Origin of the sequence: Paenibacillus sp. MZ04-78.2 (assembly GCF_024213375.1) — a bacterium.
Classification (GTDB): domain Bacteria; phylum Bacillota; class Bacilli; order Paenibacillales; family NBRC-103111; genus Paenibacillus_G.
The window spans coordinates 279,371-293,810 of sequence record NZ_JANAVJ010000001.1 but is presented as its reverse complement, the minus strand read 5'-3'; the positions used below and the strand labels follow the sequence as shown (position 1 = coordinate 293,810).

Annotated in this window: 11 protein-coding genes; all 11 read left to right on the top strand. The window is 55.8% G+C overall.

Features of this window, described 5'->3' with window-relative positions; all coding sequences use genetic code 11:
• Positions 1-15: 15 nt before the first annotated feature.
• Positions 16-1,281 (top strand): adenosylhomocysteinase, encoded by a 1,266-nt coding sequence (locus tag NLX71_RS01320; protein ID WP_254361692.1) that lies wholly within the window; start codon positions 16-18, stop codon positions 1,279-1,281.
• Positions 1,282-1,480: 199 nt separating this feature from the next.
• Positions 1,481-1,918, top strand: a complete 438-nt coding sequence (gene mraZ / locus NLX71_RS01315) for a division/cell wall cluster transcriptional repressor MraZ (RefSeq protein WP_254361757.1) — start codon at positions 1,481-1,483, stop codon at positions 1,916-1,918.
• Positions 1,919-1,952: 34 nt separating this feature from the next.
• Positions 1,953-2,909: a 16S rRNA (cytosine(1402)-N(4))-methyltransferase RsmH gene (gene rsmH, locus NLX71_RS01310; protein ID WP_254361691.1), complete on the top strand. Its 957-nt coding sequence runs from the start codon at positions 1,953-1,955 to the stop codon at positions 2,907-2,909.
• Between the two features lie 14 nt (positions 2,910-2,923).
• The gene (gene ftsL / locus NLX71_RS01305) at positions 2,924-3,373 is read left to right on the top strand and encodes a cell division protein FtsL (RefSeq protein WP_254361690.1); all 450 of its coding nucleotides are present in this window, start codon (positions 2,924-2,926) and stop codon (positions 3,371-3,373) included.
• A 29-nt stretch (positions 3,374-3,402) separates the two neighbouring features.
• Entirely contained in the window at positions 3,403-5,820 is a 2,418-nt protein-coding gene (locus NLX71_RS01300) for a penicillin-binding transpeptidase domain-containing protein (protein WP_254361689.1), read from the top strand.
• 75 nt (positions 5,821-5,895) lie between these two features.
• Positions 5,896-7,845 (top strand): stage V sporulation protein D, encoded by a 1,950-nt coding sequence (locus NLX71_RS01295; RefSeq protein WP_254361688.1) that lies wholly within the window; start codon positions 5,896-5,898, stop codon positions 7,843-7,845.
• 109 nt (positions 7,846-7,954) lie between these two features.
• Positions 7,955-9,448: a UDP-N-acetylmuramoyl-L-alanyl-D-glutamate--2,6-diaminopimelate ligase gene (locus NLX71_RS01290; protein WP_254361687.1), complete on the top strand. Its 1,494-nt coding sequence runs from the start codon at positions 7,955-7,957 to the stop codon at positions 9,446-9,448.
• Entirely contained in the window at positions 9,445-10,854 is a 1,410-nt protein-coding gene (locus NLX71_RS01285) for a UDP-N-acetylmuramoyl-tripeptide--D-alanyl-D-alanine ligase (RefSeq protein WP_254361686.1), read from the top strand. Before NLX71_RS01290 ends, NLX71_RS01285 begins: the two co-directional genes overlap by 4 nt.
• A 4-nt stretch (positions 10,855-10,858) precedes the next feature.
• The gene (gene mraY, locus NLX71_RS01280; protein ID WP_254361685.1) at positions 10,859-11,821 is read left to right on the top strand and encodes a phospho-N-acetylmuramoyl-pentapeptide-transferase; all 963 of its coding nucleotides are present in this window, start codon (positions 10,859-10,861) and stop codon (positions 11,819-11,821) included.
• A gap of 2 nt (positions 11,822-11,823) precedes the next feature.
• The gene (gene murD, locus NLX71_RS01275) at positions 11,824-13,245 is read left to right on the top strand and encodes a UDP-N-acetylmuramoyl-L-alanine--D-glutamate ligase (RefSeq protein ID WP_254361684.1); all 1,422 of its coding nucleotides are present in this window, start codon (positions 11,824-11,826) and stop codon (positions 13,243-13,245) included.
• 89 nt (positions 13,246-13,334) lie between these two features.
• Positions 13,335-14,432, top strand: a complete 1,098-nt coding sequence (spoVE, locus tag NLX71_RS01270; RefSeq protein WP_254361683.1) for a stage V sporulation protein E — start codon at positions 13,335-13,337, stop codon at positions 14,430-14,432.
• Positions 14,433-14,440 lie beyond the last annotated feature (8 nt).

Here is a 14,440-nt window from a genome sequence, read left to right as displayed (position 1 = left end):
AGGAGGACGTTACCGATGGCAAGTACGATCGACCGCAGCATTATCCGCGACATTGCGCTCGCGCCGGAAGGACATTTGAAGATCGATTGGGTGAACGCTCATATGCCGGTGCTTAACCGCATCCGCGAGCAATTCGAGAAGGAACAGCCGTTTAAAGGGCTGAAAGTTGCCATATCGCTTCACTTGGAAGCCAAAACGGCCTATTTGGCCAAAGTAGTGCAAGCCGGCGGCGCCGAAGTGACCATTTGCGGCAGCAATCCGCTGTCTACGCAGGACGATGTATGCGCGGCGTTGGTAGAAGACGGCATTACGGTATATGCGAAGTACAACCCGGAGCCGAAGGAATACAAGGAGCTGTTTATCAAGACGCTCGAAACCGAGCCGGATCTGATCATTGACGACGGCGGAGATCTGGTGACCATTCTCCACTCCGAGCGCAAAGACCTGCTCAAAAACGTGCGCGGAGGCGCAGAAGAAACGACGACGGGCATACTTCGCCTGAAATCGCTGGAGAAGGACGGTCAGCTTCAATTCCCGATGGTTGCGGTCAACGACGCCTTCAGCAAATATTTGTTCGATAACCGTTACGGTACCGGCCAATCCGTTTGGGACGGCATCAACCGGACAACGAACCTCGTCGTTGCAGGGAAAACAGTCGTCGTCGTCGGCTATGGCTGGTGCGGCAAGGGCGTGGCGATGCGTGCCAAAGGGCTCGGCGCGAACGTCATCGTGACGGAAATCGACGCCATTAAAGCGGTTGAAGCTTACATGGACGGCTTTGCGGTCATGTCGATGAGCGAAGCGGCCAAGGTGGGCGATTTCTTTGTAACAGTAACGGGCAACCGGGACGTCATCCGCGGGGAGCATTACAAAGTCATGAAGGACGGAGCGATCTTGTCCAACGCCGGTCACTTCGACGTGGAAGTAAACAAACCGGAGTTGGAGGCCATGGCCGTATCCGTACGGACAGTTCGCCGCAACATCGAGGAGTATACGCTTCAAGACGGACGCAAGTTTTACATTTTGGCTGAGGGACGCCTTGTCAACCTGGCTGCAGGCGACGGGCACCCGGCGGAAATCATGGACATGACGTTCGCGCTTCAGGCAATGTCCTTGAAGTATGTGAACGAGAATTACAAGCAAATCGGCCAGAAGGTCGTCAACGTGCCTTACGAGCTGGATGAGCAGGTGGCCCGCTTCAAGCTGGATTCGCTCGGCATCGGTATCGACACGCTGACCGAAGAGCAAAAAGCATACTTGGACAGCTGGGCGGAGCATTAATCCGCATCCGGCTATCGAATCTCCCTTTGATGCAGAAGCGTCAAAGGGAGATTTTTTTAGCCCCGGGACAAAACAGAGTAACCGAAAAAAATCCTGCGGTCGTCCAGGGACGAAGCAGGATTTTTGGCTAGCGTGACGAATCATAACTATACAAGTGGTGGAAAGTGGGGTAAAGTGGTGGGAAAGGGGGTGGCGAGTGGTGTTCATGGGGGAGTATCAACATACCGTTGACGAAAAAGGCCGGATGATCGTGCCGGCCAAGTTTCGCGAAGCCCTGGGAACATCATTCATCGTCACTCGCGGCCTGGACCAATGTTTATTCGTTTATCCCATGAACGAGTGGGCGGTGCTGGAGCAGAAGCTCAAAGCGCTGCCGCTCATGAAATCTGACGCGCGCGCCTTTACCCGGTTCTTTTTCTCCGGCGCCACCGAATGCGAGCTGGACAAGCAGGGCAGGATCAACCTGCCGAACAATCTGATCGAGCACGCTAAGCTGGAGAAAGATTGTGTCGTTATCGGCGTTTCCAATCGGGTGGAGATTTGGAGCAAGTCGATCTGGGAAAACTACTTCCAGCAATCGGAGGAATCGTTCGCCGAAATTGCGGAGAAACTGGTCGATTTTAACTTTGATCTATAACCCCGGGAAAAGCCGGCGTAGGAGGAGCAGCGGGATGTTTCATCATGTGACCGTACTTAAGCAGGAAGCAGTGGAAGGATTACATATACAACCGGACGGCGTCTATGTCGATTGTACGCTTGGCGGAGCGGGGCATAGCTTCGAGATCGCTTCACGCCTCGGACCGGAGGGCTTGCTTATCGCCTTCGATCAAGACGACGCGGCGCTTGCCAATGCCAGGGAGCGGCTCGCTCCGGTTATGGACCGGGTGAAGCTGATCCGCAGCAACTTTCGCTATTTGGAGCGCGAGCTTGCCCAAGTGCCGCGCGCTTTGAGAGACGGCCGTCCGCAGGTGGACGGAATTTTGTTCGATTTGGGCGTGTCGTCCCCGCAGCTCGACGAGGCAGACCGCGGCTTCAGCTACAATCATGACGCGGAGTTGGACATGCGGATGGATCAAACGGCTCCGCTGACGGCGAAAGACATCGTCAACGATTGGCCGGAACAGGAGATTGCAAAAATATTATTCGAGTACGGAGAGGAAAAGTTTTCGCGTCGCATCGCAGCGACAATTGCCTCCGCTCGCGCCGAGGCTCCGATCGAAACGACGGGTCAACTTGTCGAACTGATCAAGGAATCGATTCCCGCAGCGGCAAGGCGTACCGGACCGCATCCGGCCAAGCGCAGCTTTCAGGCGCTGCGGATCGCCGTAAACGACGAACTTGGCGCCTTCGGGGACGCGCTGGAGCAAACCATCCGCTGCCTGGCCCCGGGAGGACGGGCTGCGGTGATTACCTTTCATTCCCTTGAAGACCGGATATGTAAACAAACGTTTGCCAAATATGTGGCCAAGTGCACGTGTCCGCCCGACTTTCCGATATGCGTGTGCGGATCTGCCGGTATCGTTAAACTGGTGAACCGCAAGCCGATCGAAGCCGGGACGGAAGAGCTCGAGGCGAATCCGCGGGCCCGCTCGGCCAAGCTGAGAATCGCGGAAAAACTGATGAACTGAGGGGGAAAAGCATCTTGCCGGCGTATATTCAAGGAAATTTAGCAGTTGAACAGCGGACCGAGAACAAAGCCAAAGTCAAGGAAAGGAAAAAGATCGTCTACCGGAACAAATCATTGCCGGTGCAAGAAAAGCTGCTCTATTTGTTTACGGTTGCCGTCTGCGTCGTCGTTGCAGGTGTGATCATCTGGCGTTACGCGCAAATTTACGAGATGAGCTCGAGCATTAAAAACGTTGAGCAGAAAATTGCCCAACTCGAAGCGGAGAACAGTGTTCTCAAGCAAAAGGTGGACGCGCTCTCCGATAATCAACGGCTTGAGGAAGAAGCACGCAGCCGCGGCTTCAGCGTAGCCGATCCGAATCTGACGAAGCCCCAAGGATCAACCAGGTCTTCGGGGCAAAGCGTCGCTTCCAAAACGCCATCGGCCGGTGGAGGCGCGTCCAAAAAAACAAAGGATCGACCCTGATCTGTCCGTTGGAATAGGGAGGATATACGATGACAAAAAAGGTAAAATTACGTTCGTTAATCATCGGAGGGGGATTCACCCTCCTTTTTGTTGTTCTGATCACCCGCATCTATTGGGTACAAGTCGTCGATGGCGCCAGACTGGTCACAGAGGTTAAAGAAAAACATTGGTCAAAAGAAAAGGTCATTCAGCAGGTCCGCGGCAGCATTTTGGACCGGAACGGTAAGGTGCTTGCGGAAGATTCCCCGGCATTTACGTTGGCTCTGGTTCCACGGACGATCAAAGATAACAATAATCAGGAAGAAGTTGTAAAAGGCCTGGCGGCCATTTTGTCGACCCCCGGCGATCCGTCGAACGTCGCGGCGCTGGAAGACAAGATACGCAAGCGTTTGGAAACCAAGCGGGAATGGAAGCCGACGGAACAGATCGAAATCCGCAACGAAGGCTGGAAGATCGACTCGGAGAAGGCCGATAAAATCAATCAATTGGTTAAAGATCTGCAATTGAAGCTGTCGGAAAAGGAACAAGCAAAGGCGGTCGGCATTGTACTTCTACGCGAGACCAAGAGATTTTACCCTGCGGGCCAGCTTGCTGCCCATCTGATCGGCTATAACAACAAGGAAGGCAAGCCGGTGATGGGGATCGAAGCGCAGCTAGACAACTATTTGAAAGGCGTTCCCGGTTTTCTGAATTACGAGAAAGACCGCTATGGCGTTGAATTGACGGGTTCGAAAAGCCGATATCAGCCGGCGGTGGACGGCAGCAACGTGCAACTTACGATCGATAAAAATATTCAGTTTTACATCGAAAGTGCGCTGCAGAAGACGTACGATAAATGGCGTCCGAAAAGCCTTACCGCGATTGCGGTCGATCCGAAGACAATGGAAATTCTCGGAATTGCGAATATGCCGACATTCAATCCTAACAAGTATGGCGAAACGAAAAATCAATCCGATTTCCTCAATCACGCCGTCGCCTCGCAATATGAGCCGGGCTCGACCTTCAAGCTTGTCACTCTGGCAGCGTCGATAGAGGAAGGCATGTTTTTTCCGGGAGACACGTACCAGTCCGGCAGAATCATTGTCGCTGACCGTGAACTCCATGACCATAACCGCGTGGGTTGGGGCAAAATTTCATACCTCGAAGGGTTGAAGCGTTCGAGTAACGTGGCTTTCGTGAAGCTGGGACTTGAGAAGTTGGGAACGGACAAGCTGCGGCAATATATCGACAAATTTGGATTCGGGGCGAAAACGGGCATCGACATTTCCGGAGAAGTGGCGGGACGGGTTAAAATGCAATACGCCCCTGAGTATGCTACAGCGACATATGGACAAGGGCTAACAACCACCATGATCCAACAAACGGCGGCATATGCTGCCATTGCGAATGGCGGCAAGCTCATGTGGCCGCATGTCATTAAGCAAATCACGAACCCGGAAACGGGCGAAGTCGTCGAGAAGTACGACCCCAAGGTTATCCGCGATGTCGTGTCGCCGGAGACGGCCAAGCAGGTTGGCGAATACTTGGAGCAGGTTGTGTCCGACCAGCAAATCGGAACTGGCCGGAGGGCCTATATCGAAGGCTATCGTGTGGCTGGCAAGACAGGTACGGCGAACTTCGTTCTTCCCGGCCACGTAGGGTATGCGGAAGGCCGATGGATGGTTTCGTTCATCGGCTACGCGCCTCTCGAGGACCCGAAGATTCTGGTTGCGATTATGGCGGATGATCCCGATCTCGGAGGCAACTATCATCTTGGGGGAGATGTAACGGCTCCGGCCTTCAAAGAGATCGTATCGCAATCGCTGCGGAAGATGGGCATTGCGCCGAGCGTAACCCGGGAGCAGACCTCCCAGCCGACGGAGAAAGCGTCGCAAGGCAAGACCCCGGATCTGACCGATCAGTCGTTGGACGAAGCCAAAGCGGCCATGAATAAGCTCGGCATTTCCGTCGAGCCGATCGGTCAAGGGCCGAAGGTCATCGCCCAATCTCCGCTGCCAGGTACCGAAAGCGGCGGGGCGCAGCGAATGTATGTATTGATGCAGGAAGGCGAGGATGTTCCGGTACCTAACTTGTCCGGGAAATCGCTTCGCGATGCGCTGGAGGTATGCTCCTTCCTCAAGGTACGATGCCAATCGACCGGCGAAGGGTATGTGTCGGATCAGGCGCTGGAAGGCTCCGGCGAATCGCGGGTGCTCACGCTGCAGTTGAAATCATATAAGGAGCTGCTGGAAGATCCGGTGGCGAGCAAGACGGACAAATCCGACAAGTCGGATAAATCGGGCAAATCGGATAAATCGGGCAAATCCGATCAAACGGTGAAGAAGGATTCACCTTCGGCCAAGACTACGAGCGACACCGTAAAGTCGGGCGCCGACAAGAAGAATGCCGATTCCGTCAAGCAAAACGCCGACGGCGGGTCTAAAAAAACGGCATCGCCGCAGCCATAGCTTGTTCTAACCCCTGGTTGTCCTGAATAGGGATGATATGAAACGATTCTCTTTCAGGAAGGGGAAGGAGCGGGCATGAAGGCATCGAACGTAACGGTTCGCCGTCGGTTGTTCGCCGCGCTGATTGTCGGAACGGCTATTTTTCTGGCCTTGGCGGTGCGGCTCGCATATGTGCAAATCTGGCTTGGACCGGAGCTATCGGATAAAGCGGAAGATTCATGGCGTCGCGACATTCCCGTCACGGCCAAGCGAGGGGAAATCATGGACCGGAACGGGGCGCAGCTCGCTTACAACATAAGCTCGCCTACGGTAATGGCCATTCCGGCGCAAGTTCAAGATCCCCAGGCAACGGCGGCCAAACTGGCGGCAGCGCTGGACGCAAGTCAGGAGACAATTTACAAGCAGCTGACGACGCGAGCGTCCAGCGCCTATATCAAGCCGGCCGGCCGCAAAATCACACAGGAAAAAGCCCGGGAAATCCGCGATATGAAGCTTCCGGGTATCGTCGTGACCGAGGATAATAAGAGATATTATCCGTTCGGGAGTTTGGCAGCGCACGTGCTTGGCTTTACCGGGATTGATAATCAAGGATTGACGGGCATAGAATTGAAGTATAACCGGACATTGACCGGCATAGGCGGCAGTATCTCGTATTTGGCCGACGCCGCAGGCAAGTCGATGCCCGGATCGACCGACGAGTACAAGAAGCCGCTTGACGGCCTGAACCTTCAGCTCACGATTGACAGCAACATTCAAGCGATCATGGAACGCGAGCTGGATCAGGCGATGCTCAAATATCAGCCGAACCATGTCATCGCGATTGCCATGGACCCGAATAACGGAGAGATTTTGGCGATGGGGTCGAGGCCGGGCTACGAGCCGGGCAACTATAAGGCGTATCCGGTGGAGAATTACAACCGGAATTTGCCGATTTGGATGACCTACGAACCGGGCTCCACCTTCAAGATTATTACGCTTGCGGCAGCGTTAGAGGAGAAAAAGGTTAGCTTGACGGAAGGGTTTTTCGATCCGGGGGCGATTGAGGTGGCTGGCGCCCGGCTGCGGTGTTGGAAGCGAGGCGGGCATGGCAGCGAAACGTTCCAGCAGGTGGTGGAAAATTCCTGCAACCCGGGCTTCGTGGTGATGGGCCAAAGACTTGGCAAAGAGAAGCTTTTCGAGTATATTTATAACTTCGGGTTCGGTAAAAAAACGGGGATCGATCTTGGCGGTGAAGAGAACGGAATTATGTTCAAGCCGTCGCGGGTCGGTCCGGTCGAACTGGCCACCACCTCGTTCGGGCAAGGGGTCTCCGTCACGCCGATTCAGCAAATTACGGCCGTATCCGCAGCCGTGAACGGCGGCAAGCTGTTTAAGCCGCATGTGGCGAAGGCTTGGTATAATCCGGACACCGGAGCGCTAGTCGAGGAGATGAAGCCGGAGATTGTGCGCCAGGTGATCTCCGAAGCGACCTCCAAGCAGGTGCGGGAGACACTCGAGAGCGTTGTGGCGAACGGAACCGGACGCAATGCGTTCGTTGACGGCTATCGGGTAGGAGGAAAGACCGGAACGGCGCAGAAGGTCGTGAACGGACGCTATTCCGCGAGCGAGCACATCGTCTCATTTATCGGATTTGCTCCGGCCGACGATCCAAAAGTCGTCGTGTACGCCGCGGTCGACAATCCCCAGGGCATCCAGTTTGGCGGATTGGTCGCCGCTCCGCTTGTCAAGGGAATTATGGAGGACACGCTTCGTTATATGAAGGTTGCGCCGCGCAAAGATCAAATGGACCGCAAATATGTGTATGGCGATACGAAAATCGTGGAAGTGCCGAATCTAGTAGGCATGAGCATCACGGAGATTTACGAAAGTATGAACATGAACTTTCAACTGGCAAAATCCGGCGCGGGCGGCACCGTGATCAGCCAGATGCCGAAAGCCGGGACCCGGGTGGAGCAAGGCTCGACGATCCGGATTTACTTGTCCGATTCGAGCCCGCCGGAAAGCGGCAAACCGCAGGCGCAGTGAAGGCTGACGCATCGATGAAAGTACGGTAACATTTGGGAAAATGGGCTTTTCAGCACGCATTTTTTTGTCCATAATGATACCATGTGCAAAAGACGGAGGGGGACACAACATGCAACTGAAGGAGCTGGCAGCCCAGCTTGCCGTCAGTCGGATCATCGGCGATGGCGATACCCATATTCGCGGTCTCGCGGCCGATTCCCGCAGGGTCCGGCCCGGAGATTTGTTTTTTTGCGTACCCGGCCTGAAGACGGACGGTCACGACTATGCCGGGCAGGCGGTTGCGCAGGGAGCCGCCGCTTTGGTTGCGGAACGGGAGATTGAAGCGGATGTCCCCGTGCTGCTGGTGAAGCAGGTGCGTTATGCCATGGCAGCTTTAGCCTGCCATTTCTACGGATACCCTAGCCGGGAGCTGAAGCTCATCGGCGTGACGGGAACGAACGGCAAGACGACGACGACATATTTATTGGAAAAAATATTATCGGACCAAGGTTTTCAAACCGGATTAATGGGGAATATCCATGTGAAGATCGGAGCTGTCCGTCATCCGAACGAAAAGAACAATACGCAAGAGGCGATTGAGCTTCAGCGTATTTTACGCGATATGGCCGATGCGGGAACCGATTACTGCATCATGGAAGTTTCCTCGCACGGCCTCGACATGGGGCGGGTGAACGGCTGCCAGTTCCGTACCGGTCTGTTTACGAACTTAACGCAGGATCACTTGGATTATCACGGGACGATGGAGCGTTACCGGGAGGCTAAGGGGCTGTTGTTCTCCAGGCTCGGGAACGAATTCGCGCCGGTTGCCGATCAACGCCAATATGCGGTGCTGAACGGAGACGATTCGGCTTCCGACTACTTTGCCAAGCATACACCGGCGCAGACGATCGTGTACGGCATAGACAATCCGGCTGCCGACGTGAGGGCAGAGAACATAGATATAACCGCCAAGGGCACCAAGTTCCGCTGCGTCACCTACCGCGGAACGGCCGAGGTGAAGATGCGGCTGGTCGGCCGGTTCAACGTGTACAACGCGCTCGGCGCCATCGCCGCAGCGCTGGCAGAGGGAATCGAGCTGGAGCGAATTGTCGCCAGCCTCGGCAGCATCACTTCCGTCGAAGGGCGAATGGAGATTGTGGATGCAGGGCAAGAGTCTCTTGTGCTGGTCGATTATGCCCATACGCCGGACGGCTTGGAAAATGCGCTCTCGACGATCCGGCAATTTGCGGAAGGCAAAGTGTATTGCGTATTCGGCTGCGGCGGGGACCGCGACCGCGCCAAACGGCCACTGATGGGAGGCGTAGCAGCCAAATACAGCGACTACGTCTTCGTCACTTCCGACAATCCGCGCACGGAAGATCCGGAAAGCATTCTCTGGGATATCGAACCGGGCCTTGTCGAGGCCGGCTGGAACAAAGAGTGTTACGAGCTGATCGCCGACCGCAGACAGGCCATTCAAAAAGCGATTGCCCGGGCAACCTCTAAAGATGTAGTATTGATTGCGGGAAAAGGGCACGAAACGTATCAAGACATCCAAGGCGTCAAGCATCCGTTTGACGACCGGCTGGTAGCGGAAAACGCGATAAGGGGACGGTTGCAGTGATCAGACGTACGTTGGCCGAGATTGCCGTCATGGCCGGAGGAACCTTGGCGCAAGGAACGCCCGGCGATGCCGTGATTCACGGCGTTTCGAAGGATACGCGCACTCTCGCGGAGGGCAGCTTGTATGTGCCGCTGATCGGGGAGTCGTTCGATGGTCATGCGTTCGCCAATGCCGCTTTTGAACGTGGCGCAGCCGCAGCGCTGTGGCAGACGGACCGTCACAACCCGCCGCAGGGCAAGCCGCTGATTCTTGTGGACGATACCTTGTCGGCGCTGCAGCGTCTGGCCCAAGCCTATCGCCGCCAGCTGAAGGTACGCGTTGTCGGCATCACCGGCAGTAATGGCAAAACGACAACAAAGGATATGACTGGAGCCGTGCTGGCTACGGCCTTCCGTGTGCATAAAACGGCAGGAAACTACAACAATCACATCGGTCTTCCGCTCACCTTGCTGGAGCTGGATGAGGATACCGAGATCGCCGTCCTGGAGATGGGCATGAGCGGGCGGGGCGAGATTGAGCTGCTGTCCCGGCTCGCCGAGCCGGAGCTTGCCGTCATCACGAATATCGGAGACGCGCATCTGCTGCAGCTCGGCTCGCGCACCGAAATCGCACGGGCCAAAACGGAAATTTTGGCAGGACTCCAGCCCGGCGGCACACTGATCTATCACGGGGATGAGCCTCTGATTGAAGAGGTTCTGCTGGAGCTGACTCAGCCCGGACGAATGAAGGCGGACGGATATACCAAAATCCGCTTCGGAGCGGACGCGTCGAATAATCTGTATCCTCCGGAAATGAAGATGGATGCGAAAGGAATGCATTTTGTCGTCAATACCGATCCGGGAGTTCCTTTCTATATTCCGCTGCTCGGGGGACATAATGCGATCAACGCGCTGTCGGCGATCGCTGTCGGAAAATATTTCGGACTGGATGCGGTGCGAATGGCGGAGGGCTTACAATCGTTGGTTGTAACCGGGATGCGGATCGAAGTGTCGCAGACGTCTTCCGGCTTGACCGTATGGAATGACGCCTACAACGCTTCCACGACCGCGATGCGGGCCGCCCTCTCGCTTTTGCATGAGGCGACGGGCTATAGCCGCAAGTTCGCGGTGCTCGGCGATATGCTCGAGCTTGGTCCTGAAGAGGCGGAATTTCATCGGGAAGTCGGCCGTTTCGTCGATCCGGACGAGGTTGAGGCGGTGTATCTTTACGGCCCGCTTGCCCGGCATATCGCCGAGGGAGTGAGGGAACGGTTTCCGGCGGAGCGCGTTCGGTATTTTGAAGATAAAGAGGAGCTGGCCCGTGCGCTCGGTCAGGCTGCCGCAGCGCGCGACGTCGTGCTGATCAAAGGCTCGCGCGGCATGCGGATGGAGCAGGTGGCATCGTTTTTAATGCAATTGGGGGGATAGTCCGGTGGATTTTCAAATAGTCATGATCACGCTCGGCGTGGCCTTTTTGCTTGCGGTCATTATGGGACCTTTATTCATACCGCTTCTTCGCAGGCTCAAATTCGGGCAGCAGATTCGTACCGAAGGGCCGCAGGCGCATCTGAAAAAAGCGGGCACGCCAACGATGGGCGGGATCATCATCATGCTGGCGGTGGCGCTGGCTGTGCTGCGTTTCGGAGAAAAAAACATCGAGACGCTCATTCTCATTATCGCATCGCTCGGATACGGCTTTGTCGGATTTTTGGACGATTATATTAAAATTTTGTTCAAGCGCTCGCTTGGCTTGACGGCCAGACAAAAGCTGCTCGGACAGCTCACCGTCTCGATCATCGTATGTATCCTGCTGGTGCAGACCGGACACAACACGGACATCCGGATCCCTTATATCGGTTTTTCGTTTGATATCGGCTGGTTGTACTTCCCGTTTGTCGCTTTTCTGATGCTGGGCACGTCCAATGCGGTGAATTTCACGGACGGTCTGGACGGCTTGCTGGCCGGAACCAGCGCGATCGCGTTCGGCGCTTATGCGATCATTGCTTTGAATAACTCGCAGCCGAATCTCGCGATCTTCTGTGCGGCGATGGTCGGCGCCGTGCTCGGATTCCTCGTATTCAACGCTCACCCGGCGAAAGTGTTCATGGGGGATACCGGCTCGCTCGGCATCGGGGGAGGATTGGCGGCCGTGGCGATTTTGACCAAAGCGGAAATTTTGCTGGCACTGATCGGCGGCGTGTTCGTGGTCGAAATTTTATCGGTTATCATTCAAGTCGTCTCCTTCAAGACGAGGGGGAAGCGGGTGTTCAAAATGAGCCCGATTCATCACCATTTCGAATTGACCGGCTGGTCGGAGTGGCGCGTGGTCATTTCGTTCTGGACGGCGGGGCTGATTTTGGCCGGTATCGGACTTTACATTAACGAGGTGTTGTAGGCATGGAGCATCCCGCTCAGTACCGCGGCCGTCAGGTCGTCATTCTAGGTCTTGCGCGCAGCGGCGTTGCAGTCGCCAAATTGTTTTATGAGAACGGCGCGGTCGTCGCCGTCAACGATAAGAAAGAACGCCATTTATGCCCTGAGGCCGACGAATTGGAGGCTCTGGGTATTTCTGTTGTTTGCGGGAGCCATCCCGAAGGACTTGTCCATGAGGGTGTTGCGCTCGTCGTGAAAAATCCCGGCATTCCTTACACGATCGAGCCCGTCCGGCAGGCGGCTGAGCTCGGAATCGAAGTGGTGACGGAGGTCGAAGTCGCCTATCATATTTGCAAGGCGCCGATGATCGCCATAACCGGCTCCAATGGCAAGACGACCACGACGACGTGGACCGGTCTCATGCTCGAAGCGGGCGGATTAAAGCCGATCGTCGCCGGTAACATCGGACGTGCCTTGACGGAAGCCGCTTTGGAAGCCGAAGCGGGCAACCGGATGGTTGTCGAGTTGAGCAGCTTTCAGCTCAAAGGAACACGTGCGTTCCGTCCGGCCGTGGCCACTCTGCTGAATTTGTACGAGACGCATCTCGATTATCATGGGACGATGGACGATTACGTCATCTCCAAGACGAAGCTGTTTGCCAACCAAACGGAAGCGGACGTAGCTGTGTTGAACTGGGACGATCCGGTCTGCCGCCAAACGGCGGGCGCGATTCGTTCCTCGGTGCTGCCTTTTTCCGTCCGTGAGGAATTGTCTTACGGATTGTTCGTGCAGCCTCCGCTTGCCGCCGGGGACGAAGATACGGTACATACGATCGTTTACCGCGATCAAGACGGACAAGCTCACCGCATTGTGCCGGTACGGGAGCTCGGAATACCGGGCAGCCACAACGTGGAGAACGCGCTGGCAGCCAGTGCCATGGCCGTCGCTTCCGGAGTGGAGCTGGAGACGATCGCCCGGGTGCTGAAGGAGTTCTGCGGGGTGGAGCACCGGCTTGAATATGTGGCGCAGAAGGGCGACGTACTCTTTTATAACGATTCCAAAGCGACGAATCCTACGGCAACGATCAAAACGATCGAATCGTTCAAGAAGGACATTATTTTGATTGCGGGGGGGCTTGATCGCGGATCGGATTACATGGAATTGCTGCCCGCATTCCAGAGCCGGGTGAAAGGCCTTGTCGCCTTCGGAGAGACCAAGGAAAAAATCGCCCGCGTGGCGCGTCTTGCAGGCATGAGTCGGATTAAAACCGTCGATACTGCTGCTAAGGGTGCACGAGAAACGGTAGAGGAAGCGGTGCGGCAAGCGCAGGCACTGGCGAAGCCCGCGGACGTGGTGCTGCTCTCGCCCGCATGCGCAAGTTGGGACATGTTTTCCTCCTACGAGGAGAGGGGAAGCATGTTTAAGGAGTCCGTGCATAACCTGTAAAAGGGGGGAACAAGCCCTGTCAGCGGGCATTGCTGATCCGGCGTGAAAGGTCCCTTCCCAGATTACCGAGAGGTAGAGGTGTGGGCGGTATGGTGAAAGCACGTTCGACTCCGGATTGGATGATGTTGGGCTCCACGCTGCTGTTGCTTGCCGTAGGCGTGGTTATGGTGTACAGTGCCAGCGCAGTGCTTGCGTTTCGCGAGTTCGGCGACTCGCTGTACTATTTGAAACGCCAAGCGCTGTTTGCGGCGCTCGGCATCGCAGCAATGATTTTTACGATGAACACCGATTATTGGATTTGGAAAAAATATGCCAAAATCATTTTGATCGTCTGTTTCATTTTGCTGGTCGCGGTGCTTATTCCCGGCATCGGTGTCGTTCGCGGAGGAGCGCGCAGTTGGCTCGGAATCGGTTCGTTCGGGATTCAGCCGTCCGAATTTATGAAAATGGGTATGATTGTGTTTTTGTCCAAATGGTTGTCCGAGCAGCAGGGCGCCATTACGCAATTTACCCGGGGACTGCTGCCGCCGCTTGGCCTCGTCGGCCTCGCTTTCGGAATCATCATGCTGCAGCCCGATCTGGGGACGGGCGCGGTGCTGGTCGGCGCCGCCTTGCTGATCATCTACACGACGGGAGCCCGACTGCTGCATTTATCGTATCTCGGACTGGTCGGGATTCTCGGATTCGTCGGCTTGATTATAGCGGCGCCCTATCGGCTGCAGCGGATTACCGCTTTTCTCGACCCGTGGCAGGACCCGCTCGGCGCGGGCTATCAAGCGATTCAATCGCTTTACGCGATCGGTCCCGGGGGGCTGGTCGGCCTCGGTCTGGGCATGAGCCGGCAAAAGTACAGTTATTTGCCGGAGCCCCAAACGGACTTTATCTTTTCCATCATTGCAGAGGAGCTCGGCTTTATAGGCGGTTCTTTCGTGCTGCTGCTGTTCACCCTGCTGGTCTGGCGGGGGCTGCGTACGGCGATTACCGCGCCGGATACGTTCGGCAGTCTGCTTGCGACGGGCATCGTCGGCATGATCGCCGTACAGGTCATCATCAACATCGGCGTCGTGATCGGCATGTTTCCCGTCACAGGCATTACTTTGCCGCTAATCAGCGCCGGTGGCTCCTCGCTAACGCTGATGCTGACCTCGATCGGCGTGCTTTTGAACATTTCCCGGTATTCGAGGTGACCTTCCTT

Excerpts from the sequence above, each read along its gene's own strand:
- NLX71_RS01320 (WP_254361692.1), top strand. The coding sequence starts at position 16 with ATGGCAAGTACGATCGACCGCAGCATTATCCGCGACATTGCGCTCGCG.
- rsmH (WP_254361691.1), top strand. The coding sequence starts at position 1,953 with ATGTTTCATCATGTGACCGTACTTAAGCAGGAAGCAGTGGAAGGATTA.
- NLX71_RS01300 (WP_254361689.1), top strand. The coding sequence starts at position 3,403 with ATGACAAAAAAGGTAAAATTACGTTCGTTAATCATCGGAGGGGGATTC.
- NLX71_RS01295 (WP_254361688.1), top strand. The coding sequence starts at position 5,896 with ATGAAGGCATCGAACGTAACGGTTCGCCGTCGGTTGTTCGCCGCGCTG.
- NLX71_RS01290 (WP_254361687.1), top strand. The coding sequence starts at position 7,955 with ATGCAACTGAAGGAGCTGGCAGCCCAGCTTGCCGTCAGTCGGATCATC.
- murD (WP_254361684.1), top strand. The coding sequence starts at position 11,824 with ATGGAGCATCCCGCTCAGTACCGCGGCCGTCAGGTCGTCATTCTAGGT.
- spoVE (WP_254361683.1), top strand. The coding sequence starts at position 13,335 with ATGGTGAAAGCACGTTCGACTCCGGATTGGATGATGTTGGGCTCCACG.